Below are 22,592 nucleotides of genomic sequence, written 5' to 3'. Positions count from 1 at the left end.
GCTGGGGGAAGGACAAGCATGTCCTGGCGCAAAATCAGAGCGAGATCGCTGAGCATGGCGAGGTCCGTGGGCGACGGAGTACGGCGGCACCGCACCCGGTCGCTGGTCACGGTGGTGTCGCTCTCCCTGGCAGTCCCGTTCGGACTGTCCCCGGTCGCGCAGGCCGCAGGAGGCGGACTCGGCCGCCCCGACCTGCCCGACCAGCGGGTGAGCAAGGTCAGGGAGGTGACGGACCCGGGCGCGAAGAAGGCGCGTGCCCAGGTCGCCCGTGACAAGAAGGCCAATGCCGGGCAAGCGGCCAGGGCCGCGGAGGAACAGCGGTCCGCCTGGCCGAAGAAGGGCTCCGCGACCCTCAGGCCGCACCGCTCGGATCCCGCCGAGGCGACACCCGGTGGGCTGCCTCTCACCGTCCTGCCCCCGAGCGGAAAGGCCGCTGTCCCGGCGGGAACCGAGATGCGGTTCACGGTCCTCGACAGGGCCGCCTCCGACGCGGCCGGGATCACCGGCGTGCTGTTCACGGCGAACGCCGACGCCGCCGGACGGGCGGACGTCCGCATCGGTTACCAGAACCTGGCCGGTGCGATAGGCGGCGGCTGGGCGCAACGGCTGCGCCTGGTGCGGCTGCCCGCCTGCGCACTGTCCACCCCCGCCAGGGCCGAGTGCCGCGAGCAGACCCCCCTCGCCTCCCGGAACAACACCGCCGAGCAGACGGTGACCGCACCGGTTTCGTTCCCCGCCGACGGCTCAGCGGCAACGCAGCGCACGTCCGGTGCCTCCGACATGACCGTCCTCGCCCTCACCGCCACCGGTGCGGGCGAGGGTCAGGCACCCAACGGGAGCGGCGACTACTCGGCCACCGACCTCGCCGAATCGGCGTCCTGGGAAGCGGGGGGCAGCTCCGGCTCGTTCACCTGGAACTACGACTTCACCATGCCGCCCGCGGCGGCCGGGCCGTCCCCGCCGCTCTCCCTCGCCTACAGCTCTGGGAGTGTCGACGGCCGCACCGCCGCCAGCAACAACCAGGGCACCTCGGTCGGCGAGGGCTTCGCGGTGAGCGAGTCCTTCATCGAGCGCGCCTACGGCGGTTGCGACGACGACGGCCACGAGGACATCCACGACCAGTGCTGGAAGTACGACAACGCCAGACTGGTCCTCAACGGCACCTCGTCCCTGCTGGTCAAGGACGAGACCAGCGGCAAGTGGCGGCTGGAGAACGACGACGCGTCCACCGTCACCCGATCCACCGGCGCGGACAACGGTGACGACAACGGCGAGCACTGGACCGTCGTCACCGGTGACGGCACCACGTACGTCTTCGGTCTCGACAAGCTCGACGGTGCCACCACCCAGCGCACCAACTCCACCTGGACCGTCCCGGTCTTCGGCGACGACTCCGGCGAGCCCGGATATTCCGGCGGCGCCGCCTTCGCCGACCGTTCACTCACCCAGGCATGGCGCTGGAACCTCGACTACGTCGAGGACACGTCCGGCAACGCGGCCACGTACTGGTACGCGAAGGAAGGAAACCACTACAGGAAGAACAAGGCGTCCACAGCCAACGCCGCCTACACACGCGGCGGTTACCTCAAAGAGATCAAGTACGGTCTGCGCGAGGGAGCGCTGTTCACCGACGACGCGGACGCCAAGGCCGTCTTCGGCTACGCCGAACGGTGCACGGCGGCGGACTGCTCGTCGCTGACCGAGGACACCGCCGACAACTGGCCGGACGTCCCCTTCGACGCGATCTGTTCCAGCGGCGACGACGACTGTCTGGCCGTGGGTCCGTCCTTCTTCTCCCGCAAGCGGATGACGTCCGTCGACACCTTCTCCTGGAACGCCGCGTCGAACACGTTCGACGCGGTGGACTCCTGGGCGCTGGACCAGCAGTACCTGGACGGCGGGGACATCGGTGACACCTCCGACCAGGTGCTCACCCTGAAGTCGATCAGGCGGACCGGCAAAGCGGGCACCGATATCGCGATGAACCCGATCGCGTTCACCTACCACATGCGCCCGAACCGGGTGGACGGCACGGACGACATCCTGCCGCTGACCCGCCCGCGTATCTCGACCGTCACCTCGGAGACCGGGGCGATCACCACCGTGACCATGTCCTCGCCGGAGTGCGTGCGCAGCGCGGTGATCGGCGCCCCCGAGGACACCAACACACGTAGCTGCTACCCCCTGTACTGGAACATCAACGGCGCCGAGAACGCGTCCGTGGACTGGTTCCAGAAGTACCGTGTGCTCGCCGTGAACGTCTCCGACCCGGCGGGCCAGAACGACGCCGTCGAGCACGCCTACAGCTACAGCGGCGCCGCGTGGAACTACAGCGACGACCCCTTCATCCCGGCGGACGAACGGACCTGGTCCGACTGGCGCGGCTACCGTCAGGTCACCGTCCACAAGGGCGCACTCGACACCACCCGCTCCAGGACCGTCTCTCTCTACATGCAGGGCATGGACGGCGACCGGCTGGAGGACGGCACCACGCGCTCGGTGAACGTCGCTCCTCTCACCTCGCCGGCCCTGGGCCTGGCCACGCTCAAGGACAGTGACCAGTACGCGGGCCATCTGCGCGAGAAAGTCACCTACAGCGGTTCCACCGCCGTCAGCGCCACTTCGAGTGAGCCCTGGTCGTCGGAGACCGCCCGGCAGGACATACCCGGCGCCGGCGATCACGTCGCCCGCTTCGTGCAGCCCGCGAAGGAGACCACCCACACCTATCTGACCGTGCCGGGCACCTGGAGGTCCCGTACGGTCGAGAAGAGCTACGACAGCTTCGGCATGGTCCATCAGTCGGCGGACCGCGGCGACGACGCCAGGACCGGCGACGAGACCTGCACCCGCACCTGGTACGCACGCAACATCGGCCTCGGACTGATCAGCCAGGTCTCCCGCGAGCGTGTGGTCGCCAGGGACTGCGCCGTGGCCGACACCGCGCTGATCCTGCCGGCCACCACGGCCACCCGCGGCGACGTCCTCTCCGACACCGCCACGGCCTACGACGACGCCACCTGGTCCCCGGCCATGCAGCCGACGAAGGGGCTCAGGACCTGGACCGGCCGGGCCAAGAGCTACAGCTCCACCGTTCCGGCCTGGCAGAAGGTGGACAGCACCGGCTACGACACGCTGGGGCGCCCCACTTCCCTGTCGGACGCACTGGACCGCGTCACGGCGACCGCCTACACGCCCTCCGCTTCGGGCCCCCTGACCCGGAAGGTCGTCACCAATCCGAAGGGACACACGCTCACCTCGTTCATCGACCCGCGCCGCGGCCTCGACCTGCGGACCTACGACGCGAATCTCAAGAAGACGGAGTTCGCGTACGACGCCCTCGGCCGGCTGACCGACGTGTGGCGGCCCAACCGCAACCGCGCGGCCGGCTACGGCCCGACCCAGAAGTTCGGCTACAGCCTCAGCGCCACCACGCAGTCGTCGCAGTCCTCGGCATCGCTCAAGGCCGACGGAGAGTCGTACAACACCACCTACACCCTCTACGACTCGCTGCTGCGGCCTCTCCAGGTACAGGCGCCGAGCCCGGAGGGCGGACGGGTCCTCACCGACACCCGCTACGACTCACGCGGCCTGGCCTACGAGAAGCACGAGGAGATCTTCGACAGCGCCTCCGCGCCGAACGCGGTCTACACCCGGGCCGAGTACGGGGAAGCGCCGAAGCAGACCGAGACGGTCTTCGACGGTGCCGAGCGCGCCACGTCGAGCGAACTGCTCGTGTACGGCGTACCGAAGTGGACGACCACGACCTCGTACACGGGCGATTCGACGGCGACCACCGCACAGCAGGGCGGCACGGCGACCCGGACGCTCACCGACGCCCGGGGCCGGGATGTCGAGCAGCGCGAGTACGCGGGTCCGAGCCCGGCCGACGCCCAGTTCGGCGGCGGTCTCGGTGTCGCTTACAGCGCCACGAAGTTCCAGCACACGCTGGACGACAAGAAACGCGCCGTCACCGGGCCGGACGAAGCCGAATGGAGTTATGGATTCGACCTCTTCGGCCGGCAGACCGTCGTCAACGACCCCGACAAGGGGACGTCCACGATGGGGTACGACGTTCTCGACCAGCTCACGAAGAGCACGGATTCGCGGGGCAGGAGCATCCTCACCGCCCATGACGAGATCGGGCGGACGACCGGTACATGGGACGGGGTCCAGGACAACGCCCACCAGCTGACCGCGTACACCTACGACTCCGTCCTGAAGGGCCTGCCCGCCGCCAACACCCGCTACGTGGGGGGCAAGACGGGCAAGGCGTACACCAAGGCCGTGACCGGCTACGACACCCTGGACCGTCCGACGGCCACCACCCTCACCCTGCCCGACACCGATCCGCTGGTCGTGGCGGGCGCTCCGGCCACGGTCTCGTTCTCCAGCTCCTACCGTCCCGACGGCACGCTGGGCAACAACGTGGAACCGGCGCTCGGCGGTCTGCCGTCCGAGATCATCGACTACGGTTACACCCCGCTCGGCCAGGTCACCTCGATCACCGGCAGCACGGGCTATCTGCTCGGCGCCGACTATTCCGCCCTCGGCCGCGCCCAGCAGTACACGCTGGGCACGACGAACACCGAGGCCGCCAAGAAGGTCTACGTCACCAACACCTTCGAAGAGGGCACCGGCCGCCTCACCCGCAGCCATGTCACGGACCAGACCCACCCGTACATGCTGATGGACCTCAACTACACCTTCGACCAGGCCGGCAACATCACGGCCATCGCCGACCCGACCGCTCTCGGGACCGCCGGCGCGGGTGAGACACAGTGCTTCACCTACGACGGCAACCGCCGCCTCAAGAGCGCCTGGACGCCGTCGTCACAGGACTGCTCCGCCGCGCCGAGCGCGGGCAGCCTGGCCGGCCCCGCCCCGTACTGGACCGACTACACGTACAACCAGGGCGGCCAGCGGACCACCGAGACCCGGCACGCGTCGACGGGCAACACCGCCACCACCTACTGCTACGAGGAGGGCCGCCCGCACGTCCTGTCGGGCACGAGCACAAGCGCCGACTGCACGGCACCGGAGACCGGCTACACCTATGACGCCTCCGGCAACACCCTCACCCGGCCGGGCCCCGAGGAGTCGCAGGAGCTTGTCTGGTCGTCCGAGGGGCGGCTCGCCCAGCTGACGGAGGACGGCGACACGACCGACTACCTCTACGACGCGGACGGCACACTCCTGATACGGAGCACCGAGAACGGCGAACGCGTCCTGTACACGGGCAACACCGAGCTTCATCTGAAGGCCAACGGCACCACCTGGGCGCAGCGCACCTACTCCTCGGGCACCCTGAGCATCGCCGTCCGGAGCAACGAGTCGGGTGCCAACAAGCTCTCCTATCTCGCCGGTGACCATCAGGGGACCCAGAGCCTGGCGGTGTCCTCGGACAGTTCGCAGACATTCGTGAAGCGCCGGACGACACCGTTCGGTGCCGAGCGCGGCACGAACACCGGTGGGGCGTGGCCGAACGACAAGGGATTCCTCGGCAAGACCAACGACACCAACACCGGGCTCACACACGCCGACGCCCGTGAGTACGACCCCGGAATCGGCCAGTTCATCAGTGCCGATCCGAAACTCAGCACCGGACAGGGCCAGTCCCTCAACGGATACGCGTACGCCAACAACAACCCCACGACCTTCGCCGACCCGACGGGTGAAGCGGTCCCCGAGTGCCTTCAGGGCCTCATCGAGTGTCACGGGGGCATTCCCGGTTCGGGCGGTGGTGGCGGAGGCGGTGCTCCGTGTCCCAGCCTGAACAACCCGCAGTGCCCGGAGTACCAGGGTGGCGGCGGAGGCGGAGGCGGAGGCGGAGGCGGAGGCGGAGGCGGAGGCAGCAGCGGTGGCGGCGGCGGAGGCGGAGGCGGCAACTACGGCGTGGGCGGTGGCGGCTACGGGCCTCCGAGCTGCGGCGTGCCTCCCCTGGCCGCATGCGGCGGTCCCGTCCACGGACCGCCGTCCCAGCCCCCGCTCCTGCTGGGTCCCGATCCCGTACCGCTGGTGTCCTTCTCGGCCAACTGCGGGATCGAGTCCGACTGGAACTACCTCTGCAACGCCGGCAACGGGCTGATGACCTCGGGCGCCTACATCCAGGAGGGGTTCAGCAAGGCGGGCGGGCTGACGGCGAAGGCCAAGGCGGACATGCGCTCGAACCGTCAGTCGGCTCAGATCCTGAAGGCCAAGAGGACCCACCCCGGTGTCGCCCGGGTGGGCTCGATCGGAAGCAGCAAGGCGATGCAGTTCGCCGGCCGCGGACTGCTCGTCGGAGGCATCGCCTTCACCGGCTACTCCAACTACCAGTCCACCGGCGGCGACATCCCGCTGACGGTCGCGGAGACGGCGGTCAACACCGCCGTGGTGCTCGGCGCCACCAAGGTGGGAGCCACTCTCGGAGCGACGATCGGAACGGCGATAGCACCCGGCGTGGGAACCGTCATCGGTGGAGCGATAGGCGCGGCGGGCGGAGCCGTCGTGGGAATCATGTCGACGGGCACCATCAACAACGCGATGTCGAAGGGATGGAAGGAAATGAAGGGCTGGTTCGGCTGACAGCCGGACGTCTGAAGGGTGCCGGGTGGGCGCCGGGGGCCGTGTAATAGCCTCGGAGCCCGCCCGGCAGCTTCCTCCCCCCGGAAGGCAGGAGGGAGGCCAGAGAACGCTGGAAGGAACACGTGGTGGCGTACTTCATCGGATTCTTCTTCTTGGCCGGGTCCGGCTTCATGACCTGGCGGGTGGCACAGCTGTGGCGTGATCCGGGGCTGGTCGGCCACTTCGTGGACACGTTCGCGTTCCTGCCGTTCGGCGCGGAGGTCAAGCGGGGCGAGGTCCGTTCCCTCGCGCTCACCACCGCCTCGCTCTGGGGCATCACCGCTCTGTTCCTGATCGGAGCCACCGACGTGGGGCTGGACGGCCCGGTGGGCGTGGGCTTCGCCGTCGCGTTGCTTGTCGTCCTCCTCTGCCTGCTGGCGGAGGTCGGTGTCGTCCTGTTCAACGCGCCGAAGTTCGTCGTGCCGCCCCACATGCGTGCCGACCCGGGTCTGCTGGCCGCGCGCCGGGCGCGCCGGACAGCCGGTCCGCGCCGGCTCGAACCCTGAGGTGGCGACCTCCCCGGCGGTGGCACGCACCCGCGCACGAGTGGCGGGTGCGCTGGTCGCCGTCCTGATCCTGTCCCCGTTCCTCGTCCGGCCGCTGGCGGCGGCGGACCTGGTACCACCCGGCGCGATCCTGGTCTGCGGCTTCGCCGGGGGGATCATCGGCTTGTTCCTGCTGCAAGAGCTGTGCCGGGAGTGGCGGCTGATCCGCTGCACGATGTCCGAGGTGACCGCCCGCACCCTCACCGGCGAGCGGACCGTGGACCTCCGGCACCTCACGAGCGTGCGGCTGCACATCGGCTTCAGTTACGGACGTGTCCATCACATGCTGGTCGTACGCGACCGGGAAGGCGTGCGTCTGGGGCTCACCAGCGACAGGAGCCGGCGCGCGCTGGAGCGCGCGCTCCGGCGAGTACCCGCCAGCGACGACGCGGCGCCGCGCGTCAGCCCGGCCGCGCGCGCCTTCGTGGACGGTGCGCCGCGCGGGCGCCTCACGGCCCGTACCGTGATCAGCTTCCTGCTCCTCGCCGTGGCCGTCACGCTGTACGTGACGGCGGTTCTCCGGCTGGCGGGGTAGCCCCGGCCGTCCAAGCCCTGCGGCCGATCCGTCTCCGCCCCCGCGCACACCGAAAGCCCGGCCCGCCGTTTCCGGCGGGCCGGGCTCGTGTTCCGTGTGGTGCTACGGCCGGTCGGTCAGCCGATCTGGGCGCCGAACGCCGAGAGTGCCTCCGGCACCGGCTGGAAGAACGTCTCGCCGCCCGAGGTGCAGTCACCGCTGCCGCCCGAGGTCAGACCGAGCGCGGTGGTGCCCGAGAAGAGCGAGCCGCCGCTGTCGCCGGGCTCGGCGCAGACCGTGGTCTGGATGAGCCCCTCGACCACGTCGCCGCCTCCGTAGTCCACGGTGGCGTCGAGCGCGGTCACCTCACCGTCGTGCACCTGTGTGGTGGAGCCGCTGCGCGAGACGGTCTGGCCGACGGTGGCGTCACCGGCCTCCGTGATCTCCTGCGTGGTGCCGTCGTACAGGTCGACGGCGCTCGGGGCGTCCGCCGCACCGGTGTACTCGACCAGGGCGAAGTCGTTGCCCGGGAACTGCGAGTCGACCATGGAGCCGACCTCGGCGCCGCCCGCGGAGTCGGACCACGAGCTGCCCGCCGTGCCGCAGTGGCCCGCCGTGATGAAGTGCGGCGCGCCGCCCACCGTCACGTTGAACCCGAGCGAGCAGCGACCGCCGCCGGAGTGGATGGCCTCGCCGCCCGCGATGAACTTCGTGAACTCACCGCTGGTCTTCTTCAGTTCGGCCTTGTCGCCGAGCTTCGCGACGGTCTTGGTGAGGCGGTCGAGCGCGGCGCCCTTGACCGTGCTGTCCGCCGTGACGACGACCTTGTTGGAGACCGGGTCGACGGCCACGGCCGTGCCGGGGGTGCTCGCCTTGCCCGTGAGGGAGCCGCGGGCGTCCTTCAGCTCGGCGAGGGAGTACGTCACGACCTTCGCCCGCGCGCCGGCCTCGCGCACGGTCTCGGCGGCCTTCGCGCCGACGACGTTGACGACCAGGGCCTTGGTCTCGGCGTCGTAGTACGAACCGGCCGCCGCGCCGCCGAGTTCACCCACGAGCGTGGATGCGAGCTTTCCGGCCGCCGGCGCCGACAGCGTCTTCGCCTCCGGCGCGGGGGAGCCCTCGCTGGCGTTTGCGGTCTGGAAGGAAATCCCCGCCGCCACCATGGCGGTAACGGCGCTTCCCGCGATCGCCGCGCGCTTCCTGGAAATACGTCGGTGCTTCAACTGATACCTCCTGTGGGGGCCACGTCGTCGCATGTGGGGTGCGATGACGTGGAGGACGAGGCGCCCACTATTCCTAAACTCGCCAGTAACCCACAAGGCCGACTTCTGGACGTGCACACGACGGGTTCATTTCCCTCCCGACCCGTCCACGTGGGGAGGTCAGAGCCGAGCCGTTCCATTCGTAAACACTCACTGCAATCACTGTTTCAGCAGCGGGTGAGGACTAGTCCTGTCTTGAAATCGACCCCCGGGTCGGGGAGTTCGGGGCCGGACAACCGAGGGCTCGGGGTTGGACAGGCGGGGAGTTCGGGGCCGGACAACCGAGGGCTCGGGGTCGGACAGGCGAGGGTCCACGCCGGGACGGGCGACAGGTTCGGGGCCGGACGGCAGGGGCGTCCGGGCCCGAACGGGAGGGTGGCCGGGGCGGCCGGGCCCCGGAAACGCGTCGAGTCCCCGCCCGGAGCTCACGGGCGGGGACTCGTTCAACCTCTGCTACGGCTCAGCCGGTGGCCGACCGGCGTGCCGTGGGCGGGGGCGGTGCTCAGGTGATGCTGACGCCGTACGCGTTCAGCGCCTCGACGACGGGCTGGAAGTACGTCGTACCGCCGGAGGAGCAGTTGCCGCTGCCGCCCGAGGTGAGGCCGATGGCGCGGCTGCCGGAGTACAGCGGGCCGCCGCTGTCGCCGGGCTCGGCGCAGACGTTGGTGCGGATCAGACCGGAGACGACGTCGCCGCCACCGTAGTTGACCGTGGCGTTGAGGCCCTGGACCGAGCCGCTGTGGGTGCCGGTCGTGGAGCCGCGACGGGTCACCGACATGCCCACCGTGGCGTTGGCCGCGCTGGTGATGTCGATGCTGCCGACGGTGCCGGGACGCGAGACCGAGGCGTTGGAGTAACGCACGATGCCGTAGTCGTTGCCCGGGAAGCTGGAGCCCGCCGTCGGGCCGATGAGGGTGGTGCGCGCCGAGTTGGTGTACCAGCTCGGGTTGCCCTCGGTGCAGTGACCGGCGGTCAGGAAGTAGTCGGTGCTGCCGCTGCGGACGTTGAAGCCGGCGGAGCAGCGGCCGGTGGGCGAGTAGATCGCGTCGCCGCCGGAGAGAAGCTTCGAGAGCTTGCCCGAGGTGCGCTTGATCTGGACGGCGCCGGCGTTGGCGCCCGCCTCACGCTTGATCTCGGCGATCTCCGCCTTGCTGACGGTGGAGTCCGCCTCGACGACGAGAGCGTTCGTCGTCTTGTCGACGTACCAGGCGGTGCCTGCCACGTCGGCACCCAGGATGGCGTCGCTCGCCGCCGTGAGCTGGGCCGCACTGAAGGTCCCGGCCGTGTTGGCGTTCGCCGTGGGGACGGCGATGGCCGCGGCGGCGACGAGACCAGTGGTGATGGCGAGCAGACGCGTACGTCTCGCTATACCACTGCGGGGGGTGGTGCGCTTGATCCTCACGTGTGTTCCTCCGAAGGAATCTGGGGCCCGATTGGGGTGGTCTGGCCCGTGAGGCGCAGTCAGAAGGCGTCCGCATTCCGGATATGCCGTGCCCCTGACAAGCGCTCTGAGGGAGTATTGGATGAGCAATCCGCCAGCGCAAGGGCGCTTTTAGGCCACTCCACCGGCCGAAACGCCGTTGAACGTCTGAAAATCGCCGTTGCCGTGCACTGTCGCGCGCCGCCCACATAATGGGACAACCCCGCTCCACGGGCGACAGACCGGCGCCACTCCGAACTCGTCCAAACACGACGGAAGATGACGTTCCGCTCCCCCGCCGGGAGCGCGCGGGAAGCGCAACGGAAGTACGCCGGGAGCGCGCGCGAGGACACCTCACCGGCTCCTGAAAGAGGGGGACGGGCGGCAGACGCGGCGAAGGCGCGGACGGCGCCGGAGGGCGACGGCCGACGAGCGGAAGGTGGCGGGGACACGCGACCGTCCGCCGCTCCCGGCGGGCACGGCCGGACCGGGGGAACGGACCCGGCGACTGGTCAACCCGCTGATCACGTCGCGGGAAACGCCCCGGCGGGACTCGTCGGCGGGCCGGCCCACGCACTCCGGACCGCCCCGGGGGTCAGGGCCGGTTCACCGCCGGGCCGGCGCCCGCGCCTCCCGTTTCCCGGTGTTCCCGACGCGTACGGCGAAGCTCGCGCCGTACGCGGGAAAACGGCCCGGCGGCGCCCTCCGGCCCTCGGCCGAGGGCCCGGCACCGGCGGGGACGGCCCACGTCACACCGCCCTCACCTCTCCGCCACACACCGGGCACGGCCGGAATTCGACCTTCCGGGTTGGCGGACTATGGATACGGAGCCACCGGACGGGTCCCAGCAGCCTCAATAGGCGCAACCGCAGTAGTCACACCTCAGTAGTCACGTCTCGACAGCCGCCGCTTCAGCAGTCGCAACCGCAGCAATCGCAGTCGCAGTCACAGTCCCGGCAGCAGCCCTCACGCTTCTTGCGCGACCACGGGCCCTCGTACTGCTCGGCGCAGCAGAGCTGACAGGTGCAGCACAGCCCGATCGCCACCGCGCAGCCGGCCCAGAAGCCGCGCCGCTCCGGCCGGGACGGCCCCGGCAGCGGGCCGGGACCACCACCGGGACCACCGGGACCACCGGGACCACCGGGACCACCCGAGCCACCGGCCCCGCCCGGATGCCCGCCGCCGTGGGGACTGCCCCCGCCGTACGGACTCCCGCCCTGCCCTCCGCCCTGGCCGCCCCCGTACGGATTGTTCGCGTACGGATTGCCGCCCTGCCCGCCTCCGTACGGATTGCCGCCCTGCACGTTCGCCTGCCCCTGGTGCGCGCACGAGGACGTCCCGAAGGCGCGGTCCACGGAGGTGCGCAGTTCGTGCGCCAGCAGCACGTGCGCCAGCTTGTCGTCGACGAACTCCGCGTCGCGCAGCGCGAGCCGGATGCCGTGCAGCGCGTCGTCCGCGAGCCGGCGGGCCTCGGCGCGTGAGGTTCCGGTGGCGGTGAGCGGGTTCCAGGCATCTGACGCGGCGTCGGCCTCCTGGTCCTCCACGGCGTCCAGCAGATGGGCGAGCCGCCCGAAGAGCCGGCCCGCCTCGGCGAGCGGCACCGCGTTGCCCGGCCGGCCGGCGAGAACGGCGGTGTGCGCGAAGGCGGCGGCCGTCGCCGTCTCGGTCGGCTCGGTGACGGTGAGCAGCGGGGTGCCCGGTCCGGCGAGCGCCTCGACGCCGGGCTGCCGGTCGACCGCGTCGACCAGCACGGCCGTGTCGAAGCCCAGCTCGGCGCCGGTGCGCGCGCCCGCGCGGTCCCAGCCGCCGGCTATCCGGCGCGCGGCGAGCGCCACCGGCCGCCGCCTCAACAGCCCGTCCCCGTCGGCGACGTGGTCCCGTACTTTCGCCGAGGCGAGCACCAGCGAGACGGCCGCGGCGAGACGCGCTCCCTCACCTTTCGCGACCGGGGCGGTTCGCATGCCGCGAAGTGGGCAGGGGCCTGCTGTGCGACGCCGTCCGGTGTCGCACCCGGCCTGAGCCTCCGTCAGCACGGAGACGATGAGGCCGTCATAGTTGGTGACGATGCGGGAGAGCTGTCCGTGGTCCGAGCGAAGTGCCAGGCAGAGCCCGCACAGATGAGCCGTCCACTCGGTCCTGAGCCCTTCCGGGAGCCGATGACCGCAGGGCCTCACGATTCCGAACACGACGCTCCCCCAGATGCCGCCCGACGATGTGCCGCGCATGGTATCGACCGGACCGGTTCACCCGTATGTCCGCCATCGTCACCCGTACGGCCGGACGTTCATATTTTCACTTCGTCAGTACCCGTACGCGGTACGAAGCCTGACGAATCGCCATATCTTCTGCACCAGTAACGTCACGAATGCCATGCGCGGCGACAATCCACTTGGCGCGCACTCCGCATCATGGACAACCATAGGGATGCGGAACCACAAGCGACCGCGGTGAAAGGAGGCGTCCATGGGATCGGTGCGCAAGGCGAGTGCCTGGCTGGGCCTCGTCGAGGACAACGACGAGCGTTACTACGACGACGATTACTCCGAGGGTGCCGAGAACGGCGACAGCTGGACGACCGACCCGCGGGTGCGGATCGCCGCCGAGCCCGTCCCCGACCAGGAACGCAGGATCGCCACCGTCTCGCCCGAGAGCTTCCGGGACGCGCGCGGCATCGGCGAGCTGTTCCGCGAGGGCGTCCCGGTCATCCTGAACCTCACCGCCATGGAGCCCGCCGACGCCAAGCGCGTCGTCGATTTCGCCGCCGGACTGATCTTCGGTCTCCGGGGTTCGATCGAGCGGATCGCCACCCGTGTGTTCCTGCTGACCCCCGCCGACACCGAGATCGTCAACGGGGAGCCGCAGTCTCACACCCGGGACGGTTTTTTCAACCAGAGCTGAGCAGGGCGCTCACCGGGTCACTCCCGGTCACCGGAACGCATCCTGACCGGTGAGTGCCTTGCCCAGTACCAACTGGTGCATTTCCACGGTGCCCTCGTAGGTGAGCACCGATTCCAGATTGGTCGCGTGCCGCATCACGGGATATTCGAGCGAGATCCCGTTGGCCCCGAGGATCGTGCGGGCCGTGCGGCAGATCTCGATGGCCTCCCGCACATTGTTGAGCTTGCCGAAGCTGACCTGCTCGGGCAGGAGCCTGCCCGCGTCCAGGCGCCGGCCGAGATGGTGCGCGAGCAGAATCCCCTTGTGCAGTTCGAGCGCCATGTCGGCGAGCTTGGCCTGGGTGAGCTGGAAGCCGCCGATCGGCCGGCCGAACTGTTCCCGGGTCCGCGCGTAGTCCAGCGCCGACTCGAAACTGGCGCGTGCCGCGCCCATCGAGCCCCAGACGATCCCGTAACGGGCATGGCTCAGACAGCTGAGCGGTCCGCGCAGTCCGGTGACCTCGGGGAGTACGGCGTCGGCCGGGAGCCGTACGTCGTCCATGACCAGTTCGCTGGTGACCGAGGCGCGCAGCGACCACTTGTGCTTGATCTCGGGCGCGGAGAAGCCGGGGCTGCCGGCCGGGACGAGGAAGCCGCGGATGCCGTCGTCCGTCCGCGCCCAGACGACGGCCACGCCCGCGACCGAGCCGTTGGTGATCCACATCTTGCGGCCGTTGAGCACCCAGTCGGTGCCGTCGCGCTTGGCGAACGTGCGCATGCCGGACGGGTCCGAGCCGTGGTCGGGTTCGGTGAGGCCGAAGCAGCCGATGGTCCGGCCGGCCGCCATGTCGGGCAGCCACCGCTGCTTCTGCTCCTCGGAGCCGAACCGGTGGATCGCGTACATGGCCAGCGAGCCCTGGACGGAGACGAGTGAGCGGATGCCGGAGTCGGCGGCCTCCAGCTCCAGGCAGGCGAGCCCGTACTGGACGGCGCTGGCCCCCGCGCAGCCGTACCCCTGGAGCGACATGCCGAGCGCGCCGAGGGAGCCGAGTTCGCGGCTCAGCTCACGGATGCCGGGCAGTTCGCCGCGCTCGTACCAGTCGGCGATGTGCGGCATGACCCGGTCGGTGGTCCAGGAGCGCATGGTGTCGCGGACGGCCAGGTCCTCGGGTTCCAGCAGGTCGTCGAGGCCGAGGGGGTCGTACGGGTCGAAGGGCGGACGTTTCGAGGAGGAGGGCGGGGACGAGGACGGCGTTGAGGCTGAGGGTACGGACATGGACTGCCTCCGGCGGCTCGCGGACGTCAGTTAAAACTAGCAGCGCTAGTTAGGCTCGGCGCCGACATTACGGCGTGGGCCCGGGGCCCGTCCAGACCCGCCGCGCGCGAGGCCCCGCCCGGCCGGGACGGCGGCCCCGACGGGGGTCGCGTCCGGTCCGGCGCCGTCGCGCGGCGACGGCATTCCCGCTCCGGCCGTCGAAGTCGTCGCGGTTGTCCGGGTTGTCCCGGCCGCCCCGGCGTCGGCCCCCGCGCCACCGGGCGCCGGGCCGCAGTCCATCACCCGGGGCAGGCGCAGCGCCGCCAGCGCGCCGAGCAGCAGCAGGGCGGCGCTGACCAGGAGCGTGACATGCAGCCCGTGCACGAAGGAGTGACGCGCCGCGCTGCGCAGGGCCTCCCCCGCCGGACCGCCCAGCCGGTCGGCCACCTGGTACGCCTCGCCCAGCGAGTTGGCGGCGGCCGATCCCGCGGCCTCCGGCACCCCGTCGACCGCGCCCGCCGCCAGGGCGGGAGCATAGGCCGCGTTCATCACACTGCCGAGCAGCGCGATGCCCATACCGGCGCCGAGCTGGTACGACGTCTCGCCGATGGCGGCGGCGCCCCCGGCCTGTTCGGGCGGGGCCTCGCTGAGCATCGACTCGTACGCGCCGAAGAGCGTGGACTGGAGGCCGAAGCCGAGCAGGACGAAGGCCGTGGTCAGCAGCGCCGGCCGGTCGTGCTGGCCCATCATGACGAGCAGCAGGACGGCGCCCGCGGTGAGGACGAATCCGCAGGCGACCATCCGGCGCGGACCGATCGCGCGCAGGGTGTACGAGCCGGTGGCGCCGGCCGCCATGGCGGCGAAGGTGAGCGGCAGCAGCCGCAGCCCGGTCTCCAGCGGGGTGAGTCCGAGCACCAGCTGGAGGTACTGGACGGCGATCAGCTGGAGGCCGACCAGGGCGAGCATGGCGAGGACGATGCAGCCGACGGAGGTCGAGAAGGCGGGCCGGGCGAACATCGTGACGTCTATGAGCGGGTGCTTGCGGTTCCGCTGCCGCCGTACGAAGAGACCGACCAGCACCGCCCCGAGGAGCAGCGGGCCGAAGGTCTTCACGTCGAGCATCGAGGCGCCCGCGCCCAGGCGCTTCACGCCGAGGACGACACCGAGCACCCCGGCCGCCGCCGTCAGCGCGCCGACCATGTCCCAGGGGCCGTCGCAGCGGCCCTTCGACTCGGGGAGCAGGAACCGCCCGACGGGCAGGATCACCGCCATCAGCGGCACGTTGATCAGGAAGACCGAGCCCCACCAGAAGTGCTCGACGAGGAAACCGCCGACGACCGGGCCCGTCGCGGCGCCGACGGCGGCCACCGCCGTCCAGACGCCGATCGCCAGGGCGCGCTCGCGGCGGTCGGGGAAGACGGCGCGGAGGATGGAGAGCGTCGCGGGCATGATCATCGCCCCGCCGACGCCCAGCAGGGCGCGGGCGGCGATCAGCACGGCGGGCGACTCGGCGAGGGCGGCGGCCACCGACGCCAGGCCGAAGATGCCGTAGCCGATGAGCAGGACCCGGCGGCGGCCGATCCGGTCGCCGAGCGTGCCGAAGAGGATCAGCAGCGCGGCGCAGACCAGCGGGTAGGCGTCGACGATCCACAGCAGTTCCACGCCGCCGGGCCGCAGGTCCTCGGTGACGGCGGGGATCGCGACGTGCAGCACCGTCGCGTCGAGCGCGACGAGCAGCAGACTGACGCAGAGGACGACCAGGACGGCCCAGCGGTTGACGCCGTCGCCGGGGCCACCCCCGCCGACGGTGGCACGCACGCGTGCTCCGGCCGTGGTGGTCCCGGACATCTGTGTACCTCCCAGTGAGTCCCTCGCGCTCGGCGGACCAGCCGGGGGCGGTGGCGGTCCCCCGGAGCGGCCCGGCATCGACGGGCGAGTGCGCGGACAGCGTACGCGAGTTCCCCGGCCGCCGACGTGGCCCACCTCACCTCGGCGTACGCCGGCGCCCGGCCCGCCCCGGCCGCCGTCGGACGGCCGGGGGGCGTCCGCGCGGGGTCAAGCCTCGGTCAAGCGGCCGGAAAATTCGGGACGACGCCACGGTGAACTAATTCTGTTGCGCACAAAGACACTTACCGGAGTCCCGTCACGGGCAATAGGTCATCCGGTCCGATGAAATTGCGGAACGGTCCCGGATAAAAAGGCGATCCGAGACCCACTCCACATCACATCGTCATCACAAAGAGACGGGAACGACCGAGCCGGTCGCTCACTCGCTGTAACGTCTTTCGGGTGCGTACCGACATCTTCGCCCGACTGGACCGGGAGCCGGAGCCGCCGAAGATAGAGATCCCGCGGATGAGCCGGACCCGCGCGACTCTCTTCGGCGGGACCCTGGCGTTCTATCTCGCCGTCGTCGTCGCCGTTCTCGTCCCGAGCTGGCTGGTGACGCTCGACTGGAAGATCATGCTGTTCCGGCCGTACCAGCAGTGGCAGCAACTGCACGCGTTCCTGGACTACTTCGTGGTGCTCGGGCAGCGCGGCCCGACCGCCGTGATGATCGCCGCGTGGCTGGGCTGGCGGTCCTGGCGCCAGCACACGCTGCGTCCGCTGCTGGTGCTGGGCGCGTCGCTGCTGCTGCTCAATGTGACGGTGGGGGCGGTGAAGCTCGGTCTGGGACGGCTCGGCCCGCACTACGCGACGCAGATCGGCTCGGCCGAACTCTTCGCCGGGGGCGACATATTCCCCTCGGGGCACACCGCGAACGCCGTGGTGACCTGGGGAATCCTGGCCTATCTGGCCACCACCCCACGGGCCAGGCGCTATCTGTCGATCGGGTCGGCGGTGGTGGCTCTCGGGGTCGGCGCCACGACCGTGTATCTGGGCACGCACTGGCTGAGCGACGTCCTGCTGGGCTGGGTCGCCGGTCTGCTGATCCTGCTGGCCCTGCCGTGGTTCGAGCCGCTGATCGGCCGTACGGAGACGGCCGTCTTCGCGCTGCGCGAGCGGTGGCGGGCCCGGCTCGCGGAGGCCGCGGAGCCGGTTCCGGGCGGCGGGCCCTGGCCCGTGACGGTCCCTCAGCTGCCCGCGCGGGAGGACGAGGACACCAGCCTCTCGACGGCCCACACGGCCCACCCGGCGTGCGGTGCGGCCGGCCGCACCGGCGGCGCGCAGCTCACCCAGCCCCGGCCGCACGCCACGGCGCGCTCGGAGCGCACTCCGGCGGCTCCGGCGGGCAGCCGCCGCCCGCCGCACTCGCGGCCTCTCACGGGCGGCTGACCCCGGCCCGGTCACGGGCCCTGTCGTGACGGTGGAGGGCCCCGGCGCGTGTGCGCCGGGGCCCTCCACGGTCGTGTCGCGGGGACGCCGTCAGGCCCTCGGGGCCGGGCGTGGGGCCGTACGGATCCGTCAACCGACCCAGCAGCGGACGACGGTGTCGTTCTCGACCTCGAAGTTCAGCCGCCCCTGGAGGAATTCCAGGGTGATGATGGCGCCGGGCGGCAGTGCCCTGACGGTGGTCCAGCCGCGCTCGCGGGCGATCCGCTCGGCCTCGGGGGCGGCCAGGCCCACATAGGAGTCGGGTGCGTCGTCGGGCTGGGCCGGGGGTGTCGGTATCGATGCCATACGGATCAGCGTAGGCGCTCCGGGCCGTCCGGGCCCGGCCGCGGGGCGGGGCCGGGCGGCGGGAGACGGCGGGGACGGGGCGGGGCGGCGACGGCGGACGGTGACCGGGACCCGGCGGACGCCGGACGGCCGGTCACGGTCTCCCCCCACTTGTGTACGACGCCGGTCACACGTGCGTCACAGGATCACGACACGTGTTCGGCCACTCCCGCCCGCCTTCGGACCGGGGTTCCCCGCCCGCCCCGAGTAACGGGGAAGAAATTCGAAGAACACGAAGATCACCTTATTTTCGGCACCTCGAATTCCCCCGTTCGGCGGCCGTCCGGTATTTGACACGGCATGGGGAATTCACTTCTTCCCCGCACCGACATCGGCGGTACGACACCTTCCGGATGACCGGCGGGAGACCGCCCGGATGTTACGGAACATCCCCCAGCGCCCGCGAAAGGCGGTCCCGTGCCGTGCGCAGGCGCTCGGTCAGCTCCGGGGGCTCGACCACCTCGAAGTCGATGCCGAGGAGCATCAGATGGACCACCATGACGTCGAGGCTCCCCGCCCCGGTGCGCAGCAGACAGCTGTGCTCGTCCAGCGGCTCCAGCACTCCGGCCGACGGTGACACCAGCCGGGCCGCCTCCGCCGCCGGGGCGTGCAGTCTGATGACCGCCACGGCCGGGTACGCCCTCGTGGAGACCCCTTCGGAGACATAGGCGGCCAGGTCCTCGGCGGGCGGTTCGCGAGGCGTGAAGCGGGGGCCGTGCGGGGGCCTGGGCGTGATGCGGTCGGCCCGGAACGTACGCCAGTCGGCGCGCTCCAGGTCCCAGGCGACCAGATACCAGCGGCGCTCGGTGCAGACCAGCCGGTGCGGTTCCACGGTACGGCGGCTGGCGGCGCCGCCGTGGTCGCGGTAGTCGAAGCGCAGCCGTTCGGTGTCCCGGCAGAGGTTCGCGAGTTCCGTGAGCAGACTCGCGTCGACGGTCGGGCCGCCGCCCCGGAGCATGGGCACGGTGAACGCGTTGAGCGCGCCGACCCGGCGGCGCAGCCGTCCCGGCAGGACCTGTTCCAGTTTGGCGAGCGCACGGACGGACGTCTCGCCGATGCCGTCGATACCGTTGCCCGCCGCCGTACGCAGCCCGACGGCGACCGCGACGGCCTCCTCGTCGTCCAGCAGGAGCGGCGGCAGTTCGGCTCCGGCGCCGAGCCGGTAGCCGCCGCCGGTGCCGGGACTGGCGTTCACCGGATAGCCCAGCTCGCGCAGCCGGTCGACGTCGCGCCGTACGGTGCGCGGGCTCACCCCGAGGCGTCCGGCCAGCTCGGGGCCGGACCACTCGCGGTGGGCCTGCAACAGGGAGAGCAGACGCAGCAGTCGGGCCGAGGTCTCCAGCATGCGCCGATTCTGTCAGCGGTCGCGGACAGCTTCTGTCCGCCTGCGTCCGGCGGGGGCGGGGCCGCGGTGTCACCCGTACGTGCGAACGGTCCGGGGCCGTCGATTCGTGCGGGCTCACGCGTGACCCCGGCCACGGGTCGCCCGTTGTCTCTTTACGAGCCGGGAACAGCCCGGCCCACGCACCGAGTTCGAGGAGCCACCCGTGCCGCGCATGCTCGACGTCAGCGAGGACGTACGCGCCGAGATCGGCGACGAAGAAGCCGACCGCCTGCTCGTCGGCGAGAACTCCCCGGGCAGCTACGACTGCACCTCCTGCCGTACCCCCGGCGACTCCGAGACCGAACGCACCAGCACGGTGCTGTTCATCGGCGAGGAGACCGCCGTCCTGGCCTTCGCCCACGCCACCTGCATTCCCTCCCAGGTCGTCAAGGTGGCCGAGGACCAGCTCCAGGGCGCGGTCCGCAGCATCACCGGCGGCGACCCCGGGGCGGCGGGCGGCGGGGGCGGCGAACAGGCCGTCCTCGGCGTGACCAGCGGTCTGGTCCTGATCGACAACCAGCTGCACCCCGCGCTGGTGGTGGAGCCGACCGGTCCCATCGCCCGGCCCGGTTCGGCCGGTGACGAGGACGAGTTCCTGCCGCTCCTGGCGGAGCAGGGCTTCCGGCCGGTCGCCGATCTGAGCCGGGCCCCGGACCCCCTGCCCGGCTGGTCGGTGCTGCTCGCCATGGGCCAGCTGCACGCGATCCTCCAGCCGGGGACGGGCGGCGGCACCCCCGTCGCCTGGTGGCAGGCCCATCAGCCGCTCCAGGTCACCGCCGACTGGCGGGCCGCCGCCAACAAGTCGCGTACGGTCCTGGTCTTCGCCGCGCCGGTCGGTGTCATCGGCCAGCAGCCGCGCGAGGACCTGCTGCGCGACGCGCTGGACAAGGCGGCGGCCGACGGGCGTCTGGTCGCGGCGGCGATGCCGCTGGCCGGCACGTGACGGACGACGCCCACGCCCCCTCGGGGGCGCGGCTCCCCGGGGAACCGGGCCGGCACGCTGCCGGGGGTGTCCCCGCCCACCCCTCGCGACCAGCATTTTCGCCGGTCGGGCCGCATCCGACGGAGGACGGGGTCGTTGGCACCTACGTGCACTCATACGACCGTTCACGTCAGCAGTACCAGCCCCAGGTCCCGGCGATGCGCCCGGCCCAGGACCCTCCGGCCGGGTACGCGTCCGGGTATTCGGCCACGCCGATCTTCGACGCGCTGTACTCCGAGTATCTGCGGTCGTTCAGGACCCTGCCGTTCGACCGGAGCGGGGAGGAGAACCTGGGCTTCACGGCCTTCGGCACGGGGAAGCACGCGTCGCCGTCGCACGCCGACCCGTCCTCGTTCACCGGGACGTGGGGAAGCGGCCGGCAGTATCCGGCGGGCCGCCCGCAGATGGCCCTGCCCCCGGCACCCCGACGGGGCCACTGACCCCGCGTACGGGGAACGGGCACACCCGGGCCGGACGAGCCGGGGCCCGGGACGTACGGCACCGCACACGTGCGGGGCGAGAACGCCGGTGGGCCGGCGCGGACAGGATCCGCGCCGGCCCACCGGCGTCGTACGTCATCCGCCGCCGGTCACTTCTTGCGGCCGCGCTTCTCCCGCACCCGCACCGAGATGTGGATCGGCGTGCCCTCGAAACCGAACTCCTCGCGGAGCCTGCGCTCCACGAACCGCCGGTAGCCCGCCTCGATGAAGCCGGACGCGAAGAGCACGAACCGGGGCGGCCGGGTGCCCGCCTGCGTACCGAACAGGATGCGCGGCTGCTTGCCGCCGCGGATCGGGTGCGGGTGGCCGGCGACGAGTTCGCCGAGGAAGGCGTTGAGCCTGCCCGTCGGCACCCGGGTCTCCCAGCCCTCCAGCGCGGTCTCGATCGCCGGGACCAGGCGCTCCATGTGGCGGCCGGTGCGGGCCGAGACGTTGACGCGGGGCGCCCAGGCGATCTGCGCCAGCTCCGTCTCGATCTCCCGCTCCAGGTAGTAGCGGCGCTCCTCGTCGAGGGTGTCCCACTTGTTGAAGGCGACGACGAGGGCGCGGCCCGCGTCGACGGCCATGGTGATGATGCGCTGGTCCTGGACGCTGATGGACTCGCCGGTGTCGATCAGGACGACGGCGACCTCGGCCTTCTCCACGGCCGCGGCCGTGCGGAGCGAGGCGTAGTAGTCGGCGCCCTCCTGGAGGTGGACGCGGCGCCGGATGCCCGCGGTGTCCACGAACTTCCAGACCTTGCCGCCGAGTTCGATCAGCTCGTCCACCGGGTCACGGGTGGTGCCCGCGACCTCGTTGACGACGACGCGCTCCTCGCCCGCGACCTTGTTGAGCAGCGAGGACTTGCCGACGTTCGGACGCCCGATCAGCGCGACGCGGCGCGGGCCGCCGACAGCCGCGCCGAAGGTCTGCGCCGGGGCCTCGGGCAGCGCTTCGAGGACGGCGTCGAGCATGTCGCCCGTACCCCGGCCGTGCAGCGAGGACACCGGGTGCGGTTCGCCGAGCCCGAGGGACCAGAGGGCGGTGGCGTCGGCCTCGCCGCTCTGGCCGTCGACCTTGTTGGCGCAGAGCACGACGGGCTTGCCCGCGCGGCGCAGCAGCTTGACGACGGCCTCGTCGGTGTCGGTCGCGCCGACGGTGGAGTCCACGACGAAGACGACCGCGTCGGCGGTCTCGATCGCGTACTCGGCCTGGGCGGCGACGGACGCGTCGAGACCGAGGACGTCCTGCTCCCAGCCGCCGGTGTCGACCACCTTGAAGCGGCGGCCGGCCCATTCGGCCTCGTAGGTGACGCGGTCGCGGGTGACTCCGGGCTTGTCCTGGACGACGGCCTCGCGGCGGCCGATGATGCGGTTCACCAAGGTCGACTTGCCGACATTGGGGCGGCCGACGACCGCGAGGACGGGCAGCGGGCCGTGGCCCGCCTCGTCGATCGCGCCCTCGATCTCCTCGGGGTCGAAGCCTTCGTGGGCGGCGAGCTCCATGAACTCCGAGTACTCGGCGTCGCCAAGCTCTCCGTGCTCGTCGCCGGAGTGAATGTGGTCGTTCATGAAGTCCGTACCTCGTTCGTCGTGATCGGTGCGCCGCGCGG

General features: G+C 71.2%; 16 protein-coding genes. 8 read left to right on the top strand and 8 right to left on the bottom strand.

All coding sequences use genetic code 11. The features are described 5' to 3' along the window. The first annotated feature begins 54 nt into the window (after positions 1 to 54). From OG875_RS25375 to OG875_RS25365, 3 genes are all read left to right on the top strand, one after another. Positions 55 to 6,564 (top strand): RHS repeat-associated core domain-containing protein, encoded by a 6,510-nt coding sequence (locus tag OG875_RS25375; protein ID WP_330177903.1) that lies wholly within the window; start codon positions 55 to 57, stop codon positions 6,562 to 6,564. 125 nt (positions 6,565 to 6,689) lie between these two features. Beyond that, on the top strand, positions 6,690 to 7,109 hold the full coding sequence (locus OG875_RS25370; protein ID WP_330176536.1) for a hypothetical protein: 420 nt from the start codon (positions 6,690 to 6,692) through the stop codon (positions 7,107 to 7,109). 19 nt (positions 7,110 to 7,128) lie between these two features. Then, a complete protein-coding gene (locus OG875_RS25365; protein ID WP_330176535.1) occupies positions 7,129 to 7,683 on the top strand; it encodes a hypothetical protein in 555 nt (184 codons plus the stop codon). Positions 7,684 to 7,799: 116 nt separating this feature from the next. Here the strand turns inward: OG875_RS25365 and OG875_RS25360 are convergent, their stop codons facing one another. Next, positions 7,800 to 8,714 (bottom strand): S1 family peptidase, encoded by a 915-nt coding sequence (locus OG875_RS25360; RefSeq protein WP_443079195.1) that lies wholly within the window; start codon positions 8,712 to 8,714, stop codon positions 7,800 to 7,802. 4 nt (positions 8,715 to 8,718) lie between these two features. On the opposite strand from OG875_RS25360, the gene OG875_RS31070 reads away from it, so the two are divergent. Then, the gene (locus tag OG875_RS31070) at positions 8,719 to 8,889 is read left to right on the top strand and encodes a hypothetical protein (protein WP_443079194.1); all 171 of its coding nucleotides are present in this window, start codon (positions 8,719 to 8,721) and stop codon (positions 8,887 to 8,889) included. Between the two features lie 537 nt (positions 8,890 to 9,426). Here OG875_RS31070 and OG875_RS25355 read toward each other — a convergent pair. Continuing rightward, positions 9,427 to 10,326 (bottom strand): S1 family peptidase, encoded by a 900-nt coding sequence (locus OG875_RS25355; protein WP_330176533.1) that lies wholly within the window; start codon positions 10,324 to 10,326, stop codon positions 9,427 to 9,429. Between the two features lie 929 nt (positions 10,327 to 11,255). Further along, positions 11,256 to 12,530 carry a DUF5685 family protein gene (locus tag OG875_RS25350; protein ID WP_330177902.1) on the bottom strand — a complete coding sequence of 425 codons (1,275 nt, stop codon included), beginning with the start codon at positions 12,528 to 12,530 and terminating at the stop codon, positions 11,256 to 11,258. 277 nt (positions 12,531 to 12,807) lie between these two features. Between OG875_RS25350 and OG875_RS25345 the strand changes: the two genes are divergently transcribed. Further along, positions 12,808 to 13,242: a cell division protein SepF gene (locus OG875_RS25345; RefSeq protein WP_330176532.1), complete on the top strand. Its 435-nt coding sequence runs from the start codon at positions 12,808 to 12,810 to the stop codon at positions 13,240 to 13,242. Positions 13,243 to 13,269: 27 nt separating this feature from the next. Here OG875_RS25345 and OG875_RS25340 read toward each other — a convergent pair whose 3' ends face one another. After that, complete coding sequence (locus tag OG875_RS25340; protein ID WP_330176531.1) at positions 13,270 to 14,496, bottom strand: acyl-CoA dehydrogenase family protein; 1,227 nt, start codon at positions 14,494 to 14,496, stop codon at positions 13,270 to 13,272. Positions 14,497 to 14,541: 45 nt separating this feature from the next. Further along, on the bottom strand, positions 14,542 to 16,323 hold the full coding sequence (locus OG875_RS25335) for an MFS transporter (protein ID WP_330176530.1): 1,782 nt from the start codon (positions 16,321 to 16,323) through the stop codon (positions 14,542 to 14,544). 441 nt (positions 16,324 to 16,764) lie between these two features. Between OG875_RS25335 and OG875_RS25330 the strand changes: the two genes are divergently transcribed. Further along, the gene (locus OG875_RS25330; RefSeq protein ID WP_330176529.1) at positions 16,765 to 17,751 is read left to right on the top strand and encodes a phosphatase PAP2 family protein; all 987 of its coding nucleotides are present in this window, start codon (positions 16,765 to 16,767) and stop codon (positions 17,749 to 17,751) included. 129 nt (positions 17,752 to 17,880) lie between these two features. On the opposite strand, the gene OG875_RS25325 is transcribed toward OG875_RS25330, so the two are convergent. After that, entirely contained in the window at positions 17,881 to 18,096 is a 216-nt protein-coding gene (locus tag OG875_RS25325; RefSeq protein WP_330176528.1) for an I78 family peptidase inhibitor, read from the bottom strand. Positions 18,097 to 18,514: 418 nt separating this feature from the next. Next, positions 18,515 to 19,480, bottom strand: a complete 966-nt coding sequence (locus OG875_RS25320; protein ID WP_330176527.1) for a helix-turn-helix transcriptional regulator — start codon at positions 19,478 to 19,480, stop codon at positions 18,515 to 18,517. 202 nt (positions 19,481 to 19,682) lie between these two features. On the opposite strand from OG875_RS25320, the gene OG875_RS25315 reads away from it, so the two are divergent. Then, positions 19,683 to 20,462 carry a hypothetical protein gene (locus OG875_RS25315; protein WP_330176526.1) on the top strand — a complete coding sequence of 260 codons (780 nt, stop codon included), beginning with the start codon at positions 19,683 to 19,685 and terminating at the stop codon, positions 20,460 to 20,462. Between the two features lie 197 nt (positions 20,463 to 20,659). Next, positions 20,660 to 20,941 carry a hypothetical protein gene (locus OG875_RS25310; protein WP_330176525.1) on the top strand — a complete coding sequence of 94 codons (282 nt, stop codon included), beginning with the start codon at positions 20,660 to 20,662 and terminating at the stop codon, positions 20,939 to 20,941. Positions 20,942 to 21,090: 149 nt separating this feature from the next. Here OG875_RS25310 and der read toward each other — a convergent pair whose 3' ends face one another. Then, entirely contained in the window at positions 21,091 to 22,551 is a 1,461-nt protein-coding gene (gene der, locus OG875_RS25305) for a ribosome biogenesis GTPase Der (RefSeq protein ID WP_330176524.1), read from the bottom strand. Positions 22,552 to 22,592: the final 41 nt, after the last annotated feature.

The organism is Streptomyces sp. NBC_01498, from assembly GCF_036327775.1.
Taxonomy (GTDB): Bacteria; Actinomycetota; Actinomycetes; order Streptomycetales; family Streptomycetaceae; genus Streptomyces.
The sequence above is the reverse complement of the archived record's forward strand: the minus strand, read 5'-3'. Positions and strand labels throughout refer to the sequence as shown.